Origin of the sequence: Streptomyces sp. NPDC085460, from assembly GCF_044541975.1 — a bacterium.
Taxonomy (GTDB): Bacteria; Actinomycetota; Actinomycetes; order Streptomycetales; family Streptomycetaceae; genus Streptomyces.
In genome coordinates this window covers 395,401-413,446 of record NZ_JBITTO010000005.1, presented here as the reverse complement: position 1 = coordinate 413,446, position 18,046 = coordinate 395,401, and the positions used below count along the sequence as shown (strand labels likewise).

Below are 18,046 nucleotides of genomic sequence, written 5' to 3'. Positions count from 1 at the left end.
CCCCGTGACGCCACGATCACATTCCGCCTAGATTCAGCCGCGGACCGGGCCAAAGGCCCATTCACCGATTTGAGGGGGGACTCGCATGCCCGACATCGATCTCGGAGTGGCAACGGACTGGGACGAGGGGGACACTCACGGCCGGGTGAAGCTGCGGCAGAACCAGGTCTACCCGAACTCGCCCAAGAAGGACGTGCTCATCAGCTCTCCCGTGAGCATCGAGCTCTCGGTGAACTCGAACTACTCCACCTCCCAGGAGGCGGACAAGATCTACTTCACGACCCATCACGGCTCGACGAAGAAGATCATCGCGGTGCTCGACTCCGACGGCAACCTGCACATCGCCGGCCGCCTGATCACCGAGCAGAAGGACCTCCGCTACTAGCGGCTGTCCGCTCTGCGCCAGGCGAGGAGGCCGCGCTCCCCGACAAGCCGGCATCCGTCCGCCACCCGCACGGCAAAGGGCCCGCTCGACCCGACACGGTCGCGCGGGCCCCTCGCGTGTCCGCGACTCGACCGGGGTCCACGGATCCGTCCGGGCAGAAACGGCGGAGCCGGCCAGCCACCGCATCCCCCAGGTGACGGCTGACAGGGGAGCCCCCCTTCCCCGGCGGGGTCGGCAACACCTGGCACGACGCGGACGCCTTCGCGAGCCTCCTGCACGACGTCGAGACCAAGCTCTTCGCCCCGCTGCCGGACGAGACCTGGGTCTACCCCGGCCACGGCAAGGACACCACGCTCGGTGACGAGCGCCCGCACCTCCCGGAGTGGCGCGAGCGCGGCTGGTGAGCCGCCCGGCGCCGAAGCGCCCCCGGTGACGCCGGGGACGCTCCCGTACGCCCCCGTAACCCGGACAACGGCCGGGTAGTTGGCGGCACATGCACCCCAGTCACGCTCCGTCGCCGCCGACGGCCCGTCCCGCCCCCTCGATGCCCCGGCTCGCCGCCGCCTCCCTCGTCGGCACCGCCATCGAGTTCTTCGACTTCTTCGTCTACGGGACGGCCGCCGCCCTCGTCCTCGGGCCGCTCTTCTTCCCGACCTTCTCCCCGCTCGCCGGAACCCTCGCCGCCTTCGGCACCTTCGCCGTCGGCTTCCTCTCCCGCCCCATGGGCTCTGTCCTCTTCGGGCACATCGGGGACCGGCACGGGCGGCGGCCGGTGCTCTTCGCCTCCCTGCTGCTGACCGGCTGCGCCACCGTCGCCGTCGGCTGCGTCCCCACGTACGACGCGATCGGCGTCGCCGCTCCGCTGCTGCTGCTCGTGCTCCGCTTCCTCCAGGGGCTCGGGCTCGGCGGCGAGTGGGGCGGGGCCGTCCTGCTGACCGCCGAGCACGCCCCGCCGCACCGCCGGGCGCTGTGGGCGAGCTTCCCCCAGATCGGCCCGTCGGTCGGCTTCCTCCTCGCGAACGGCGTGATGCTGGCGCTCACCGCCGGGCTGAGCGACGCCGACTTCCGCTCCTGGGGCTGGCGGGTGCCGTTCTGGGCGGCGGGCCTGCTCGCCGCCGTCGGGCTGCTGCTGCGCTCCTCGCTCGCCGAGACCCCGCAGTTCGAGGAGCTGTCCGCGTCCGGGCGGCGGGCGAACGCGCCGCTCGCCGAGGTGGCGCGCGACCACTGGCGGCTCGTCCTGCTGACCGCCGGCGCCCTCGCCGTCGGGTACGCGATCTTCTACACGGTCTCCACCTGGGCGCTGGCCTACGGCACCGAGCGGCTCGGGGTGAGCAGCACGGTGATGCTGGTCTGCGTGATGGCGGCGGTGGCGGTGAAGGGCGCCGTGACGCCGCTGCTCGCCCTGCTGGGCGACCGCTGGGGCCGCCGGCCGCTGTGTCTGGCCGGCTGCGCGGCGGCCGCGCTGTGGATGTTCCCGATGGTGGCCCTGCTGCACACGGGGCAGCCGCTGCTGATGTTCCTGGGCATCCTGGGGGCGCTGCTGGCCTTCATCACGATGTTCGCGGTGGTGGCCGCGTACCTCCCGGAGCTGTACGAGCCCCGGGTGCGCTGCACGGGCGCCGCGGTGGGCTACAACCTGGCGGGGGTGCTCGGCGGGGCGCTGACCCCGATCGTGGCCACCGCGCTCTCCGAGGGCGGCGACGGCCCGCCGTGGGGCGTGGCCGCGTATCTGACGGTGGTGGCCCTGGTGAGCCTCGGCTGCTTCGCCCTCCTGCCGGAGACGCTCCCGGAGCGCCGCCCGGCACAGACGCCCGAGAAGGTGCCCGCCTAGGGCGTGTCCGACCATTGGCGTCGGATCAGGCCGGGTCGTCCGGTGCGTGCGATCGGCGTGCGGCCGGGGCGCCCTTGTAGCGGAGCTACTTGGGCGTTTCGGCCGTGCGGCGAGCGTGCGTGCCGGACGGGCCGGACCCGACGGGAATGGTCAGACACGCCCTAGGGGCCTGTGCGGTCGCACAGGGGTACGCGAACGGCGACGGCCGGCCCGGGCGGGATGCCCGGACCGGCCGTCGCCGTCATGCGGGGAGGAGACGCGTCACGCGTCGACGCCGGTCTTCCCCGCGTCGTCCTTCGTCGTGTCCGTCGCCGCGTCCTTCGTCGTGTCCGTCGCCGCGTCCTTCTCGGCCGCCTCCAGAGCGGCCTTCTCGGACTGCTTCTTGGAGGCGATCAGGCTGGTGATCGTGGTGATCACCAGGACGCCGCCGATGACGGCGAGGGAGACCGGGATGGAGATCTCCGGGACGTGCACACCGGACTCGTGCAGGGCGTGCAGGACCAGCTTCACGCCGATGAAGCCGAGGATCACCGACAGGCCGTAGCTGAGGTGGACCAGCTTCTTCAGCAGACCGCCGATGAGGAAGTACAGCTGGCGCAGACCCATCAGGGCGAACGCGTTGGCCGTGAAGACGATGTACGGGTCCTGGGTCAGGCCGAAGATCGCGGGGATCGAGTCCATCGCGAACAGCACGTCGGTCATGCCGATGGCCAGCATGACGACGAACAGCGGCGTCATGACCTTCTTGCCGTGCTGCACCACGAAGAGCTTGGTGCCGTGGTAGCGGTCCGCGACGCCGAACTTCTTCTCGATGGACTTCAGCAGGCGGTTCTCGTTCCAGTCGTCCTCGTCCTCGTCGGACATGGCTTCCTTGACGAGCTTCCAGGCGGTGTAGATGAGGAAGGCGCCGAAGATGTAGAAGACCCACGAGAAGCTCGCGATGATCGCGGCACCGGCCGCGATGAAGATCGCCCGCAGCACGAGTGCGATCAGTACGCCGAAGAGCAGGACCCGCTGCTGGAGATGGGACGGCACGGCGAACTTCGCCATGATCAGGATGAAGACGAACAGGTTGTCCACGCTGAGCGACTTCTCGGTGATGAAGCCCGCGAAGAACTCGCCGCCCGCCTGTCCGCCGCCCCAGATCGTGACGCCGATGCCGAAGAGCACCGCGAGCACGATCCAGACGATGGTCCAGATTCCGGCTTCCTTGACCGACACGTCATGGGGCTTGCGCCCGATGAAGAAGTCGACCGCGATCAGGGCACACAGACCGAGAATGGTCAGCACCCAGATGGTCATCGAAACGTCCACTGCGCCTCCGGCTTCGTACGGCTACTGATCAGCGTCGTCGCTGCCGGAGGTCTCTTCCACCCGGGGCCGCTCACGCGACCGCCGGGCCGACGCCCCGGGACCGGATGTCCTTGATCCGTCCGTATTGACGGGTACGCCGCGCATGGGGAGTACTCCCCTCCGCTCCACAGAGAGTACCCGAAGACCCAAGAGAAGGTAAAGAAAAAGGTAAAGCGGACTCCAAGAGCGCAGGTCAGCCCAGGTTTCTCCGCCGGGCCTCCGCGATCTGTCCGAGGACCTGCCAGAGCACCGCGCTGCCCGGCGGGACCGTCGGCGGCTCGTACGTCCAGGCGTGGCCGACCCAGGGGTCGGCGAGGTGGTCGTCGGGCACGGGCGTGAGCCGGAGCAGCGAGCGCCACAGCGGGTCGAGCACGGGCCCGTACGGGGCGGCGTCGGCCCGGTCCGCGACCATCAGCAGGTGGACGCCGACGGAAGGGCCCTCGTCGGCGAGGTAGCGGAGCCGGGTGACGGCCCGGTCGTCGAAGCCGTGCGGGAAGTCGTGGACGACGAGCAGCTGGCGGGACGGGTCGAAGCCGGGCGGCAGGTCCTCTGCGGCGTCGCCCCGGACCGCCATCTGGAGCAGGTCCACCCGCTCGGTGAGCTGGGCGAGGACGGCGGTGACCCCGGCCGCGCCGCGGGCCGGGGGGCCGGCCAGGACACCGGTCTCGGCCAGCGGCGCGAAGGCCGCGGCCCCGCTGCCCGCCGGGTCGAGGACGTGGACGGTGAGGCTGCCGGCGGGATGGGCCGCGAGCAGCCTGGCGGTGTGGGCGACGGCGCTGTCCAGGGCGAGCCGGCGCAGCTCGGCGTCGTCGAGGAGTCCGGCCGCCGAGGTGCGGCCGGGGCCCGCGTCCACCCAGAGCCCGCGCTCCAGCGGGAGGCGGACGAGGAAGGGGATCCTGAGGCCGGTCCGCTCGGGGAGGTGGAGGTCGCCGAGGCGGACCGCCATCGGCGGCTCCTCCGGGGTCCGGTAGGCGTGCCAGACGGGGTTGTCCCAGCGGGCGTAGGCGGCGGGCAGGGCGGGCTCGACGACCTCGGACTCGGCGGTGAGGTGCGCGAGGTCCCGGTCGAGGACCTCCTGGGCCCGGCCCATCAACTCCTCGTGCGTGGCGCGGGCCTCGGCCCTGGCGGCGTCGCCGGCGCCTCCGACGCGGGTGCCGGGGTCGGCGAGGACCTGGTCGATCGCGCGGTCGAGGCGGTGGTCGGCGAAGTCGCGGGCGCTGCGGTAGGCGGCCACGGTCCTGGCCAGGTCCTCGAACATGCCCCACACCTGGTTGTAGAGCCGTTCGTCCATGGTCCAGCCGGTGGCGTCCCCGGCGACGGGCTCCGGGCGGGACTGCGCCGGGGCGGGCTGCGGCGGGGACGGCGGCTCGGACGGCCGGGGCGGCGGTACGGCTCCGGAGTCGGGCGCGGGAGCCGCGGGGGCCGTCCGGCGGCTCGGGTGGCTGTAGCTGATGGCGGTGGTGGAGGAGGAGGGGTCGGGGGCGGCGGGGGTGGTCGCGGCGGTCTCGGGCACCGGCTGCGGCGCCGGAGCGGCGACGGGGGTGACGGCGCGCAGGACGGCGGCGGCGAGGTCGGCGGCGGCCGGGGCGCCCTGGTCGGCGAGGAGCTCGGCGAGCCCGCCCTCGTACCCCTGTCCGACGGCGCGGACCTTCCAGACGCCCTGCCGGCGGTACAGCTCCAGGGCGACGACGGCGGACTCCCGGTCGAGGCCGGTGATGGTGTACGTGGCGACGGCGGCGCCCGCCGGGTCGGCGACGGACACGAAGGGGGCGGCGGCGGTGCCGAAGCGGGACGGCCCGCCCGCGTCCGGCGGCAGGGCGAGGAGCAGCGAGATCCGGTGGACGGTGTCCGGGAGGGCCGCGAGGTCCACGGCGATGCGGTGCTCCGCGGCGGCCCCTTCGGGCACCTCGACCCCGGGCCGTACCGGGGCGCCGGGGTGGGCGATCCACTCGGCGCCGGCGACCTGTCCCCGCTCGTCGCCGAGGGTGGCCCCGGCGACGACCGGGTGTCCGGCGGAGACCCGGAGTTCGAGTCGGGTGTCGGGCAGGGGGTGGTTCTGCCCCCGGACCAGCTCGGCCGTCATCTCGACTCTGTATCCCCTCGGCGCTGTTCTCGGTCGGTGCGTGCTCGTTCGGCGCGTTCCCGGTCGGGTCGGCGCTCGTCCCGGTCGGGTCGGCGCGGCCCCGGTCGGGTCGGCGCTCGTCCCGGTCGGTCATGCGGGACAGCTCCCGGCGGGCCGGTGCCCGTCGGGAGCTGCGGTGCGGTGGTGCCGCGGCGGCGGGGCCCTGTGCCGGGCCCGCCGGTCCGTCCTACAGGTGCGGCAGGATCGACGGCATCAGGTCCTGGAAGGTGCGGCCGTTGGCCGGGTTGCCCAGGGCCGTCATCTGCCAGCCCGCGCCGGCCCGGTGCACCTTCGCCATGATCTGCGCGGTGTACTGGCCGCCGCCGTCCAGGGTGTAGCGCGCGAGCTCCTGGCCGGTCGTCTCGTCGACGAGCCGGCAGAAGGCGTTCTGCACCTCCTGGAAGGTCTGCCCGGTGAAGGAGTTCACCGTGAAGACGATCTGGTCGATGTGGACGGGGATCCGCTGGAGGTCGACGAGGATGGCCTCGTCGTCGCCGCCCTGGCCCACGCCGCCCACCAGGTTGTCACCGGTGTGCCGGACGGAGCCGTCGTCGCTGACCAGGTGACGGAAGAAGACCACGTCCACCGGCTGCTTCTCGGCGAAGAGCACCGCGGAGGCGTCCAGGTCGATCTCGCGGGTGCGCGAGCCGAAGAGCCCCCGGCGCGGCGCGGCCTGCCAGCCGAGCCCCATCCGTACCTGGGTGAGGCTGCCCCCGCCCTGCTTCTCCAGGCTGATGGCCTGCCCCTTGGTCATGTTGACCGTCACGCGCTGCCCCTCTCGTCGTTGTGGCAGCACCCTACGCAGGGCCACTGACAACGTGCCGGGCGCGGCCCGGTTTTGTGTCGGTCTTGCAACACACCGTGCCGTCTCCGTTCACGCCAGCCCCGCCTCCTTCATCTGGCGCAGCTCCTTCTTCAGTTCGGCGACCTCGTCGCGCAGCCGGGCGGCCACCTCGAACTGGAGCTCGGCGGCGGCGGCGCGCATCCGTTCCGTCATCTCCTCGATGACTCCGGCCAGTTCGGCGGCGGGCCGGTCGCCCAGCTCCAGCGTCGAGCCGCCCTTGGCGGCCTTGGCGGCCTTGCCGGCCTTCGGGGTGTGCGCGGCGAGCGAGGGGACCGGCGACTTGGCGCCCTTGCCGTCCTTGGCCTGCCGGTAGCCGCTGCCGAGCAGCTGCTCGGTGTCGACCTCCTCGCGGGCGATGGTGGCGACGATGTCGTTGATCTTCTTGCGGAGCGGCTGCGGGTCGATCCCGTGCTCCGTGTTGTAGGCGACCTGCTTCTCGCGGCGCCGGTTGGTCTCGTCGATGGCCTGGGCCATCGCGGGGGTGATCGTGTCGGCGTACATGTGGACCTGTCCGGACACGTTCCGCGCGGCGCGGCCGATCGTCTGGATGAGGGAGGTCCCGGAGCGCAGGAAGCCCTGCTTGTCGGCGTCGAGGATGGCGACGAGGGAGACCTCGGGCAGGTCGAGGCCCTCGCGGAGCAGGTTGATGCCGACGAGGACGTCGTACTCCCCGGAGCGCAGTTCGCGCAGCAGCTCGATGCGGCGCAGGGTGTCGACGTCGCTGTGGAGGTAGCGGACCTGGATGCCGAGCTCCAGGAAGTAGTCGGTGAGGTCCTCGGCCATCTTCTTGGTGAGGGTGGTGACGAGGACGCGCTCGTCCCGCTCGGTGCGGACCCGGATCTCGTGGACGAGGTCGTCGATCTGGCCCTCGGTGGGCTTGACGACGACCTCGGGGTCGACGAGGCCGGTGGGGCGGATGATCTGCTCGACGAAGCCGTCGGAGCGGGACAGCTCGTAGGTGCCGGGGGTGGCGGAGAGGTAGACGGTCTGGCCGATCCGCTGCTGGAACTCCTCCCACTTCAGCGGCCGGTTGTCGAGGGCGGAGGGGAGCCGGAAGCCGTGGTCGACGAGGGTCCGCTTGCGGGAGGCGTCGCCCTCGTACATGGCGCCGATCTGCGGCACGGTGACGTGCGACTCGTCGATGACGAGGAGGAAGTCCTCGGGGAAGTAGTCGAGGAGGGTGTTGGGCGGGGAGCCCGGCTCGCGGCCGTCGAAGTGCATCGAGTAGTTCTCGATGCCGGAGCAGGAGCCGATCTGGCGCATCATCTCGATGTCGTAGGTGGTGCGCATGCGGAGCCGCTGGGCCTCCAGCATCTTGCCCTGCTTCTCCAGCTCCTTCAGGCGCTGGTCGAGCTCGCGCTCGATGTCGTTGACGGCCCGCTCCATGCGCTCGGGGCCGGCGACGTAGTGGCTGGCGGGGAAGACGTACAGCTGCTGGTCGTCGCTGATGATCTCGCCGGTCAGCGGGTGGAGGGTGGAGAGCGCCTCGATCTCGTCGCCGAACATCTCGATGCGGACGGCGAGCTCCTCGTACACGGGGAAGATCTCGATGGTGTCGCCGCGGACCCGGAAGGTGCCCCGGGTGAAGGCGAGGTCGTTGCGCGTGTACTGGATGTCGACGAAGCGGCGGAGCAGCTGGTCCCGGTCGATCTCCTCGCCGACCTTGAGCGGGACCATGCGGTCCACGTACTCCTGCGGGGTGCCGAGGCCGTAGATGCAGGAGACGGAGGCGACCACGACCACGTCACGGCGGGTGAGCAGCGAGTTGGTGGCGGAGTGGCGCAGCCGCTCGACCTCCTCGTTGATCGAGGAGTCCTTCTCGATGTAGGTGTCCGACTGGGGGACGTACGCCTCGGGCTGGTAGTAGTCGTAGTACGAGACGAAGTACTCGACGGCGTTGTTCGGCAGGAGCTCGCGGAACTCGTTCGCCAGCTGGGCGGCCAGGGTCTTGTTCGGCGCCATCACCAGGGTGGGGCGCTGGAGCTTCTCGATCATCCAGGCCGTGGTGGCCGACTTGCCGGTGCCGGTGGCGCCGAGCAGGACGACGTCCTTCTCGCCGGCGCGGATGCGCCGGTCCAGCTCGGCGATGGCCGCCGGCTGGTCGCCGCTCGGCTGGTAGGGGGAGACGACCTCGAAGGGCGCCACCGAACGTTCGATCTTGGAAACGGGCCGCATGCCACCACCGTACGACTCGCCACCGACAGTCGGGGGGCGATCGCCTCGCGGCGGCCCTCCGTCACCAGTCCTGGGAGCGGTGTCCGCCCCTCGGGGCCGAGCGGCGGAGAGCGCGGCCGGCGGGGCGGGCGGTCCAGTTGGCGGGCTCGCCGTAGCCGGGGGCGGGGACGCCGGGGCGGTACGCGGAGCGGGCGGGGGCCCGCTGCCAGTCGGGGTCGCCCATGACGAGCAGCGGGTCGAACATGACCACGACGGCGGCGAGGATGAGGAAGACGGCGGGGCCGATCAGCATCGGCAGCAGCAGCGAGCCGGCGCCCGCGCCCGTGCCCGCGGCGGCCGGGGTGCCGTGCAGGTGCACGCTGACGGCCGCCATCGCCGTGTAGTGCATGCCGCTGACGGCGACGCCCATGACGAGACTGGCCCCGAGGCTGGCGAGGAAGCCGTGGACCGAGACCGCGGCCCAGAGGGCGGTGGTGGCGGCGACGACGGCGATGACCACGGAGAACGCGACGGTGAGGGGGTCGTACTCGATCCGTCCCGGCAGCCGCATCCCGGCCATGCCGAGGTAGTGCATGGTGGCGACGCCGAGACCGGTGATGGTGCCGCCGGTGACGAGGGTGAGCGCGGTGGCACCGCGGTAGCCGACGATGAAGATGCCGATGCCGACCATGACGACGGCGACGGCGAGGCTGGCGAAGGTGATCGGCCGGTCGTAGTCGATCGGTGCCTGCTGGACCGAGAAACCCATCATGGCGATGAAGTGCATGGTCCAGATGCCGGTGCCGATGGAGGTGGATCCGAGGGCGAGCCAGCCGGCCTTGAAGGAGTCCCGGTGGCGCAGCGAGCGGGTCGTGCATCTCAGCCCCAGGGCACCGCCGAGGCAGGCCATGAGAAAGGCCGCCACCGGCGTGACGATCCCGTAGCTGAATCCGTCGACCGTGCCCTGCATGAGCGTGTGCCCTCCCACCCCTGGCGCATGGACGTCCGAAAACAGTCGGTACCGCTGGGTAGTACTACCGGGGCGAGATTATGGCCCGTGAGGGGGGCCGGGGGCATCTGACCGGGGATTTTCCGGTGGTGAGACCGGAGCGAGACCGGTCCGTGACCTCTCGGTGCGGTCGCGCCGCCGGATCGCCGCCGATCGGACGTTCTGGCCGGAGGGCGTCGGTGGCGCGCTTGCGGCCCCGGGCGGGCCGCCCGCACGGGGGCGGGGCTGTCGGTGCCGGGACGTACGGTGAGGCCATGGACATCGAGGAGGGACCGCGGGGCGCGACCGTCGAGTGGGCGGTCGTGCCGAGCGGCGTCGGCCCGCTCTTCCTGGCGGCCACCGGGCGGGGGCTCGTGCGGGTCGAGTTCCACGCGGGCGAGGGGCGCCGGGAGCGGATGCCGGAGCGGCTGGCCGAGCAGCTGGGAGCCGAGGTCGTCGAGTGCGCCACGGGGCGGCTCGCGGAGCCGGTGCGGCAGCTGGACCGGTACTTCGCGGGCGCGCTGCGCGCGTTCGACCTGCCGCTGGACTGGTCGCTGGCGACCGGCTTCAACCGCCGGGTGCTGCGCGAGCTGGCCGAGGCCGTCCCGTTCGGGACGGTGGTCGGGTACGGGGATCTGGCCCGGCGCGTCGGGCAGCCGGAGGCCGCGCAGGCCGTGGGCGCGGCGATGGGTGCCAATCCGCTGCCGGTGGTGGTGCCGTGCCACCGCGTGGTGGAGAGCGACGGCGGCCTCGGAGGCTTCGGCGGCGGCCTGGAGACGAAGCGAAGACTCCTGGCGCTCGAAGGGGTGCTGCCGGAACCCCTGTTCTGAGGGAACGGGCCGGAGGGCCGTCCGGACGACGTCTTCGGGGGGGCCGATCGCCGCGTCTCCGGCCTTCGCCCGGGGGCCGGGGTGCCGTGCCCCGGACGTTCCCCTCGGATGCCTGGACTGGCACACTCCGGTAGTGACCAAAACGCCCGACGCCCCTGACACCACCGTGGCTGGAGGGACAGGCCCCGCCGTCTCCCCCGCCGCCCTGCCGCAGCTGCGCCGCCGCGTCCAGGCCGTGCTCGTCGCCACCCAGATCCTCGGGGGTCTCGGGATCGCGACCGGCGTCGCGCTCGCCGCCGTCCTCGCCACCGAGGTGAGCGGCACGGACGCGCTCGCGGGGCTCGCCTCGACGGCGACGGTCGCCGGGCCCGCACTGCTCGCGATGCCGCTGGCGGCGCTGATGGCGCGCCGGGGCCGGCGCGCCGGTCTGGTGCTCGCCTATCTGCTGGGCGCGCTCGGGGCCGGCGTGGCGGTGCTCGGCGCGGTCGTCGGCAGCTTCCCGGTGCTGCTCATCGGGCTCGTGGGCTTCGGCGCGGGCTCGTCGGCCAATCTCGCGGCCCGGTTCGCCGCCGCGGACCTGGCGGAGCCGGACCGGCGGGCGCGGGCCATTTCGACGGTGGTGTGGGCGACCACCATCGGCGCCGTCCTCGGCCCGAACATCGCGGCGCCGGCCGGGCGCAGCGTCGCGGGCCTCGGCATACCCGTGGCGGCGGGGCCGTTCCTGTGGGCCGCCGTGGTGTTCGTGGTGTCGGCGGTGGTGGTGGCGGTGCTGCTGCGGCCCGACCCGCTGCTGACGGCCCGGGCGCTGGCCGCCGCGGTCGCGGGCGCGGCGGGGGAACCGCCGGAGAGCCGGTCGCTGCGGGCCGGGCTGCGCGCCGTCCGGGAGTCGCCGCAGGCGCGGATCGCCCTGGTCACGGTGGCCGGCGCGCACGCCGTGATGGTGTCGATCATGTCGATGACTCCGGTCGCCCTCTCCCACCACGGCGCCGGCATCGAGCTGATCGGGCTCGTGATCAGCGTGCACATCGCGGGCATGTACGCGTTCTCGCCGGTGATGGGCTGGCTCGCGGACCGGCTCGGCCGGCTCGCGGTGATCGGTCTCGCGGTCGGACTGCTGGGGTTCGCGGCGCTGCTCGCGGGGACGGCGGGGGCGAGCCACACGCGGGTCGCGGCCGGTCTGTTCGTCCTGGGGCTCGGCTGGTCGGCCGGTCTGGTGTCGGGCTCGGCGCTGCTGACGGACTCGGTGCCGCAGGCGGCGCGCGCGGCCGTCCAGGGCCTCTCGGACACGGTGATGAACACGGCGGCCGGCCTCGGCGGCCTGGCGGCCGGTGTGATCGTCTCCCAGGTGGGCTACGGGCCGCTCAACGCCCTCGCGGCCGCCCTGCTGCTGCCGATGGCGGCCCTGGCCCTGCGGGGCGTGCTCCGCAGGGCCTGACCCACGCGCCCCCGGGTCAGGGCAGGGTGATGTGGTACGCCTTGCGCAGCGTCTCGTGGACGGTCCAGGTGGTCCGGTCACCCTCGCGCAGGACGCAGGCGTCACCGGGCCCGATCTCCATCGTGGCGCCGCCCTCGACGGCGACGGTGGCCCGGCCGCTGACGACGACGAAGAGCTCGTTGGCCTCGGTGTCGGTCACGACGCCGGGGGTGATCTGCCAGATGCCGCGCAACTGCTTGCCGTCGGCGGACTCCCACAGGACCTTGCCGGTCACCTCGGGGGTGCCGGCCACGATCTGGCCGGGGTCGAGCGGCTCGGCTTCGAGCTCGGCGTCGGGGATGTGGACGGCGAAGGAGGGGAGGTCGTGTGTCGTCATGGGCGGTGACTGTAGCCGGGCTCCGGGGCGTCAGGTGACAGCGGGACCGCGGAAGGAATCCCTCCGTTCACACCGCTGACCAGGCACGTTCCTCTCCGGCGCCGTCGGCGACGGATTCCGCAGCCGGGCCTTGCCCGCCGCTCCGGCGGGGTCCGGCACGGTTCGGCCCCGCCCGCCGGACGCCCGGAAACCGAATCCGTACCCCACTCGCACCCCCGTGCGAAAGGGGGGTGGCGGGAGATCGCCAGAGGTGTTTGCGGGGCGGACGGGCGCGCCAGAAATGGACCATGACCACGACCACACTGGTGTCCGAAGAGGTACGGGACGCGCTCCGCGAGGGCCGGCCCGTCGTCGCCCTCGAATCGACGATCATCGCCCACGGCCTCCCGCGCCCCCGGAACCTTCAGGTGGCGGTCGAGCTGGAGGAGTCGGTACGGGACCGGGGCGCCGTGCCCGCCACCATCGCCGTGCTCGACGGGGTCGCGCGGATCGGCCTCGACCGGGCGGGGCTGACCCGGATCGCCGAGGATCCGTCGGTGCGCAAGCTCGGCCACCGCGACCTGGCTCCGGCGATCGCCACCGGCGCCTCGGGGGCGACCACGGTCTCGGCGACGGCCCGGCTCGCCGAGGGCGCGGGCATACGCGTCTTCGCCACCGGCGGCCTCGGCGGGGTGCACCGCGAATGGCGCGAGACCCAGGACGAGTCCGCCGACCTGCGGCTGCTCGCCGAGGTGGGCGTCACCGTGGTCTGCGCGGGCGTGAAGTCGATCCTCGACGTGCCGGCGACCCTCCAGCGGCTGGAGACGCTGGGCGTGACCGTCGCCGGGTACGGCACGGAGACCTTCCCCGGCTTCTACCTCTCCTCCTCCGGGGAGCCGGTCGACTGGACGCTGCGCAGCCCGGCGGAGGTCGCCGCCGTCATACGGGCCCGGGAGGCACTGGGCCGGCCGTGGTCGGCGCTGGTCGTGGCCAACCCGGTGCCGGAGGCGGAGCAGCTGGACCCGGCGCTGCACGACCGGGTGCTCGCCCGGGGCCTCGCCGAGCTGAAGGAGAAGGGGATCACCGGGCAGGCGGTGACGCCCTTCCTCCTGGAGTACCTGACCACCCACACGGACGGCGCGTCCCTGGAGGCCAACCTGGCGGCGGTGCGGGGCAACGTCCGGCTCGCGGCGGAGATCGCGGGGGCGTACGCGACGGGCGGGCGGTGACGGGGTGGACCGGGCGGCGGGGGCGCGGGGAGCCGGGCCGGTGAACCGGACCGGAGCGCTGCTGGTCGTCGGGGACGTCGTCACGGACGTGGTGGCCCGGCACGGGACCCCGCTCGCGCCGGCGACGGACACGGCGGCGGCCATCCGCGTCCTGCCGGGCGGCGCGGGGGCCAACGCGGCCTGCTGGGCCGCCCGTTCGGGCCACCGGGACGTCCGGCTGCTCGGCCGGGTCGGCACCGACGCGGCGGGCTGGCACGAGCGGACGCTGGTCGAGGCGGGCGTCAGGCCGCTCCTCGTACCCGACCCGGAGGCCCCGACGGGCACGGTGATAGCCCTGGTGGACGCGGCGGCGGAGCGCACCTTCCTGACCGACGGCGGGGCCGTGCTGCGACTGAGCCCCGCCGACTGGTCGGCCGGGCTGCTGGACGGCGTGGCGGCGCTCCACCTCTCCGGCTACCTCTTCTTCGCCCCGTCGAGCCGGGCGGCGGCCCTCCTCGCCCTGCGGGACGCCCGGGCCGCCGGGACACCGGTGAGCGTGGACCCGGCCTCGGCCGGCTTCCTCGCCGGGCTGGGTCCCGAGCGGTTCCTCGCGGCCGTGGACGGCGTCTCCGTGCTGCTGCCCAACGCCGACGAGGCCCGGCTCCTCACCGGCGCGCCGGACCCGGAGACGGCGGCCCGGGAGCTGAGCCGCCGGGTGCCGCTGGTCGCGGTGACGCTGGGCGCGGCCGGCGCGCTGGTCGCCGAGGCGGGCGCGGTCACCGCCCGGGTGACGGCCCCACCGGTGGCACCCGAGCGGCGGATGGACTCGACGGGCGCGGGAGACGCGTTCACCGGGGCGTTCCTCGCCGCCCTGCTGGCGGGCGCGGACCCGGCCGAGGCGGCCGAGGCGGGGTGCGCGGCGGGCGCCGAGGCGGTGACGGTGATCGGCGGCCGGCCGCCGTCAGTCTGAGCCGAGCGCCCCGAGCCCGGTCCACGCCGGGTGCCGAGGGTCGTCGGCGCGGACGACGACGTCGGCGCTCCCGGCCGGATCGGCCTCCGCCTCGTACCGGGCGAAGGCGGGCAGCGTCCACGACTCCTCGGCGCGCCGGGCGAGGGCGCCGGGCGACAGCCGCAGATGGACGCTCAGATCGAAGGGGAACCAGTGCCCGAGGAGGAACGGCCCGTGCAGCACCAGGACACCGCCCGGCGGCAGCGTCACATAGGGGGTGCGCGTCGCCCGGTCCTTCACCGGGTCCCACAGGTCGGGCAGGATCCGCCCGTCGCCGCCGGGTTCCAGCGGGGTGAACACCTCCCGCCACAGCGCGCCCGTGTCGGTCCAGCCGTCGTAGTACGCGTCGGGGTCGCGCTTCCCGTGCTCGTACCGCAGCGACGCCGGCCGCAGGAATCCCCCGGTCCCGACGACCCGCACCGGGCGCCCCCGGTCCTGGAGCTGCTCCGCGAGCAGTCCGGCGAGCTCCTCGCCCCCGGCGGCCGGGGCCCCGTCGACGGCGACCCTCAGCCGATCGCCGCCGTCGCCGGGCACCAGCCGGTCCACGTGCCTCGCCAGCCGCCCGGCCATCCGGCCCCAGGTGATCGCCTCGTATCGCATCCCACCCATTCTGCCCCGCGCGCCCCCGGACTTGACCTTGTCACTGGCGTCACGGTTCCACCATCGGCTCCATGAACACCACCGCCACCACCGCCACCCCCAGGGTCGTCCTCGTCACCGGCGCGGGCACCGGCATCGGCCGGGCCACCGCACGGGCCTTCGCCCGGCAGGGCGCCACCGTCGTCGCCGTCGGCCGCAGGCCCGAGCCCCTAAGGGAGACCGCCGCCGACGCCCCGGCCGCGATCCACCCGCACCCCGCCGACATCACCGCCGAAGGCGCCCCCGAGGAGATCATCAGGGCCGTCCTCGCGGCCCACGGCCGCCTCGACGTCCTGGTCAACAACGCGGGGATCGCCGGCGGCGGCCCCCTCGGCACCCTCGACCGGAACGTGATCGCGCCCCTCCTGGAGACCAACCTCCTCGCGCCCGTGCTCCTCACCCAGGCAGCCGTGCCCGCGCTGCGCGCCTCCCGGGGCGTGGTCGTGAACGTGACCACGACGATCGGGCAGCGCGGCTGGCCGAACAGCTCGGTCTATCCGGCGACCAAGAGCGCCCTGGAGACGCTCACCCGCTGCTGGGCCGTCGAACTCGCGCCCGCCGGGATCCGGGTGGTGGCGGTCGCCCCCGGCGCCGTCGAGACGCCGATCGCCGACCACATGGGCCTGACGCCCGAGCAGCGGCGGGCGGTGCGCGAGTGGCAGGTCGCGCACACGCCGCTCGGCCGGGTCGGCCGGCCCGAGGAGGTCGCCTGGGCGGTCACCGCGCTCGCCGCGCCCGACGCCGCCTTCCTCACCGGGACGGTGCTCCCCGTGGACGGGGGTGCGCTGGTCGCGTGATACGACTGGGCGGATGCGCATCGGTGAACTGGCCCGCAGGACGGGCGTGTCGGCGCGGGCCCTGCGCCACTACGAGCAGGCCGGGCTGATCGCCTCGGAGCGCGCGGCCAACGGCTACCGCAGGTACGAGGAGGGCGCGGTCGTCCGCGTCGCCAACATCCGGTACCTCCTGGACGCCGGTCTCACCCTCGACGACGTGTCGGCCTTCCGCTCCTGCCTCGACGGCGACCTGCCGTCGGTGCGGCCGTCCGCCCGCGGCCTGGAGATCGCCCGCGAGCGGCTCGCGGTGCTCGACGCGCGGATCGCGGCGCAGACGGCGGCCCGCGACCGGCTCGCGGCGGCGCTCGCCGGCCGCTCGGGCAGTGACGCGACCGGCCCCGGAATGCCATGATCTGACGGTCCGAAGGATCTTCGGGCGGTCGCGACGACCACGGGAGGGAAACCGTTCATGGACCTCGTCGCCCCCGTCGTCGTCGAACCGCTGCGCCGCCCCCGCTGCTCGGAGTGCCGGCAGGGACCGCTGGAGCGGATGATCGTCGAGTACGACCGGCCGGTCTGCCTGGACTGCGCCGACCTCGGCCATCTGGTCTTCCTGCGCCGGGGCGACACCGCGCTCACCCGGCGCGCCCGCGAGCGCAGCGCCCTGTGGGCGGTGGTGGTGCGGCACAACCGGCGCCGCACCCGGTACGAGCGGCAGGGGCTGCTCGTCGAGGAGGCGGCCCTCGCCCTGGCGGAGACCGCCTGCCTCGCCGACGCCGAGGCCCGGGCCCGCCGCCGGGCCAGGGACGCGGAGCGGCGCGCGGTCCGGGACGCCGGGATCACCGAGGCGCTGCGGGCGGAGATCCTGCGGCTCTTCCCCGCGATCCCGCCGGAGCGGGCGGCCGAGATCGCCGGCCACGCCTCGGCGAAGGGCAGCGGCCGGGTGGGCAGGACCGCCGCCGGGCGCGCCCTCGACCGGGGCGCCGTGACGGCCGCGGTCCGCGCCTCGGTACGGCACCTGGACACCCCGTACGACACGCTGCTGATGAGCGGTGTCCCCCGCCACCGGGCCCGCACCGCGGTCGCCCCGGCGATCGAGACGGTGCTGCGGTCCTGGCGCCCTTCGGCGACCGACGCGCACGGACACACGGACACGCGGACGCGCCCGGCGTGACGGGCACGACGGGCGCGGAGGGGGCGCCGGGCCGGGCCGACCGCTGACGGCTCGGACGTCAGCGGAGCCGGCCCCGGCGGGGAAGGTCCGGGGTCAGACCTGGTCGGCCGCGCGGCGGGCGCGGCGGTACATCAGCGCGCCGCCGAGGAGGAGCGCGGCGCTGCCCGCGGCGGCGTAGCCGACGCTCTCGCTGCCGGTGGCGGCGAGGGCCACGGTGCGGGTCTCACCCTGCGGCGCGGGGGCCGGGGCAGGGGCGGGCGCGGGGGCGGGGGCCTCCGGCTTCTCCTGCTCCGCGACCGGCTTCGGCGGCACGTTGCGCACCGGCGTCTCCGGGCGCGGGGTCGGGATCTCGACCTGCGGCTCCTCGGGGGTGCTCGGGGTGTTGACCCCGGTGTTGCCGACGGCCGGGTTGCCGACGCCGACGACGTTGACCGAGTTGCCGACCACGTTGACCGGCAGGTCGATCGGGAGCTGGATGCCGTTCCCGGACAGCACGCCGGGCGAGCCCTCGGTGTGGCTCTCGGCGGTGGCGCCGCCGCCGTTCACCGCGCCGCCGTCGGAGGAGCCGCCGCCACGGGTGTCGGTCTGCTCGCCGCCGCGCGGGGTCACGGCCTCGTCCTTGTGGGTGCGGCCGGGGCCGCCGTCCCGGGACTCCCCGGCCGGGGCCGAGGTGTTGGCGCACGAGTTGCCCGCGGCCGGGTTGAGCAGCCCGACCACGTTGACCGTGTTCCCGCAGAGGTTGACCGGCACGTGGACCGGCAGCTGGATCGTGTTGCCGGAGATGACTCCCGGCGAGCCGACCGCGGCGCCCTCGGCACCGGAGTCCGCGTGGGCGGCGCCCGCCGACAGCGCGAGCGCACCACCCGTGACCATCAGTGTGGCCAGACCACTTCGGCGCATCTGCCTCATGGCTTCCTGCCTTCCGGAGTTGCACGGGCAAGTG

17 protein-coding genes and 1 pseudogene are annotated in these 18,046 nt (G+C 74.0%); 10 read left to right on the top strand and 8 right to left on the bottom strand.

What is annotated here, in order from left to right:
* Positions 1-85: 85 nt before the first annotated feature.
* The 3 genes and pseudogenes from ACIGHB_RS15680 (at position 86) to ACIGHB_RS15670 (ending at position 2,216) form a co-directional block, all read left to right on the top strand.
* Entirely contained in the window at positions 86-385 is a 300-nt protein-coding gene (locus tag ACIGHB_RS15680) for a DUF6342 family protein (RefSeq protein WP_381438877.1), read from the top strand.
* Between the two features lie 203 nt (positions 386-588).
* Positions 589-789: pseudogene (locus ACIGHB_RS15675) on the top strand (MBL fold metallo-hydrolase); the annotation flags it as partial.
* A 140-nt stretch (positions 790-929) separates the two neighbouring features.
* Positions 930-2,216 carry an MFS transporter gene (locus ACIGHB_RS15670; RefSeq protein ID WP_360314867.1) on the top strand — a complete coding sequence of 429 codons (1,287 nt, stop codon included), beginning with the start codon at positions 930-932 and terminating at the stop codon, positions 2,214-2,216.
* A gap of 261 nt (positions 2,217-2,477) precedes the next feature.
* Here ACIGHB_RS15670 and ACIGHB_RS15665 read toward each other — a convergent pair whose 3' ends face one another.
* The 5 genes from ACIGHB_RS15665 to ACIGHB_RS15645 form a co-directional block, all read right to left on the bottom strand.
* The gene (locus ACIGHB_RS15665; protein WP_360314784.1) at positions 2,478-3,530 is read right to left on the bottom strand and encodes a TerC family protein; all 1,053 of its coding nucleotides are present in this window, start codon (positions 3,528-3,530) and stop codon (positions 2,478-2,480) included.
* Positions 3,531-3,762: 232 nt separating this feature from the next.
* Positions 3,763-5,652 carry a TerD family protein gene (locus tag ACIGHB_RS15660; protein WP_399913386.1) on the bottom strand — a complete coding sequence of 630 codons (1,890 nt, stop codon included), beginning with the start codon at positions 5,650-5,652 and terminating at the stop codon, positions 3,763-3,765.
* A 226-nt stretch (positions 5,653-5,878) separates the two neighbouring features.
* On the bottom strand, positions 5,879-6,457 hold the full coding sequence (locus tag ACIGHB_RS15655) for a TerD family protein (protein WP_360314788.1): 579 nt from the start codon (positions 6,455-6,457) through the stop codon (positions 5,879-5,881).
* 108 nt (positions 6,458-6,565) lie between these two features.
* Complete coding sequence (uvrB, locus tag ACIGHB_RS15650) at positions 6,566-8,710, bottom strand: excinuclease ABC subunit UvrB (RefSeq protein ID WP_360314790.1); 2,145 nt, start codon at positions 8,708-8,710, stop codon at positions 6,566-6,568.
* A gap of 61 nt (positions 8,711-8,771) precedes the next feature.
* Positions 8,772-9,659, bottom strand: coding sequence for an MHYT domain-containing protein (locus ACIGHB_RS15645; RefSeq protein ID WP_360314792.1), 888 nt, complete (start codon positions 9,657-9,659; stop codon positions 8,772-8,774).
* Positions 9,660-9,952: 293 nt separating this feature from the next.
* Between ACIGHB_RS15645 and ACIGHB_RS15640 the strand changes: the two genes are divergently transcribed.
* Together ACIGHB_RS15640 and ACIGHB_RS15635 are read left to right on the top strand one after the other, a co-directional pair.
* Positions 9,953-10,507, top strand: coding sequence for a methylated-DNA--[protein]-cysteine S-methyltransferase (locus tag ACIGHB_RS15640; RefSeq protein ID WP_360314794.1), 555 nt, complete (start codon positions 9,953-9,955; stop codon positions 10,505-10,507).
* A 133-nt stretch (positions 10,508-10,640) separates the two neighbouring features.
* The gene (locus tag ACIGHB_RS15635; RefSeq protein WP_399913381.1) at positions 10,641-11,942 is read left to right on the top strand and encodes an MFS transporter; all 1,302 of its coding nucleotides are present in this window, start codon (positions 10,641-10,643) and stop codon (positions 11,940-11,942) included.
* A 16-nt stretch (positions 11,943-11,958) separates the two neighbouring features.
* On the opposite strand, the gene ACIGHB_RS15630 is transcribed toward ACIGHB_RS15635, so the two are convergent.
* The gene (locus ACIGHB_RS15630; protein ID WP_399913378.1) at positions 11,959-12,318 is read right to left on the bottom strand and encodes a cupin domain-containing protein; all 360 of its coding nucleotides are present in this window, start codon (positions 12,316-12,318) and stop codon (positions 11,959-11,961) included.
* Positions 12,319-12,605: 287 nt separating this feature from the next.
* Between ACIGHB_RS15630 and ACIGHB_RS15625 the strand changes: the two genes are divergently transcribed.
* Together ACIGHB_RS15625 and ACIGHB_RS15620 are read left to right on the top strand one after the other, a co-directional pair.
* Positions 12,606-13,526, top strand: coding sequence for a pseudouridine-5'-phosphate glycosidase (locus ACIGHB_RS15625; protein WP_360314798.1), 921 nt, complete (start codon positions 12,606-12,608; stop codon positions 13,524-13,526).
* 40 nt (positions 13,527-13,566) lie between these two features.
* Complete coding sequence (locus ACIGHB_RS15620; protein ID WP_399913375.1) at positions 13,567-14,475, top strand: carbohydrate kinase family protein; 909 nt, start codon at positions 13,567-13,569, stop codon at positions 14,473-14,475.
* Here the strand turns inward: ACIGHB_RS15620 and ACIGHB_RS15615 are convergent.
* Positions 14,467-15,114: a uridine kinase gene (locus tag ACIGHB_RS15615; protein ID WP_399913372.1), complete on the bottom strand. Its 648-nt coding sequence runs from the start codon at positions 15,112-15,114 to the stop codon at positions 14,467-14,469. The two genes, ACIGHB_RS15620 and ACIGHB_RS15615, sit on opposite strands and share 9 nt — an antisense overlap.
* A gap of 71 nt (positions 15,115-15,185) precedes the next feature.
* Between ACIGHB_RS15615 and ACIGHB_RS15610 the strand changes: the two genes are divergently transcribed.
* The 3 genes from ACIGHB_RS15610 to ACIGHB_RS15600 are packed head-to-tail and all read left to right on the top strand — an operon-like array spanning position 15,186 to position 17,103.
* Positions 15,186-15,950, top strand: a complete 765-nt coding sequence (locus ACIGHB_RS15610) for an SDR family NAD(P)-dependent oxidoreductase (protein ID WP_399913369.1) — start codon at positions 15,186-15,188, stop codon at positions 15,948-15,950.
* A gap of 13 nt (positions 15,951-15,963) precedes the next feature.
* Entirely contained in the window at positions 15,964-16,341 is a 378-nt protein-coding gene (locus ACIGHB_RS15605; protein WP_360314806.1) for a MerR family transcriptional regulator, read from the top strand.
* A 57-nt stretch (positions 16,342-16,398) separates the two neighbouring features.
* Positions 16,399-17,103 carry a DUF2293 domain-containing protein gene (locus ACIGHB_RS15600; RefSeq protein ID WP_399913364.1) on the top strand — a complete coding sequence of 235 codons (705 nt, stop codon included), beginning with the start codon at positions 16,399-16,401 and terminating at the stop codon, positions 17,101-17,103.
* 93 nt (positions 17,104-17,196) lie between these two features.
* Here ACIGHB_RS15600 and ACIGHB_RS15595 read toward each other — a convergent pair whose 3' ends face one another.
* A complete protein-coding gene (locus ACIGHB_RS15595) occupies positions 17,197-18,012 on the bottom strand; it encodes a chaplin (RefSeq protein ID WP_360314810.1) in 816 nt (271 codons plus the stop codon).
* Positions 18,013-18,046 lie beyond the last annotated feature (34 nt).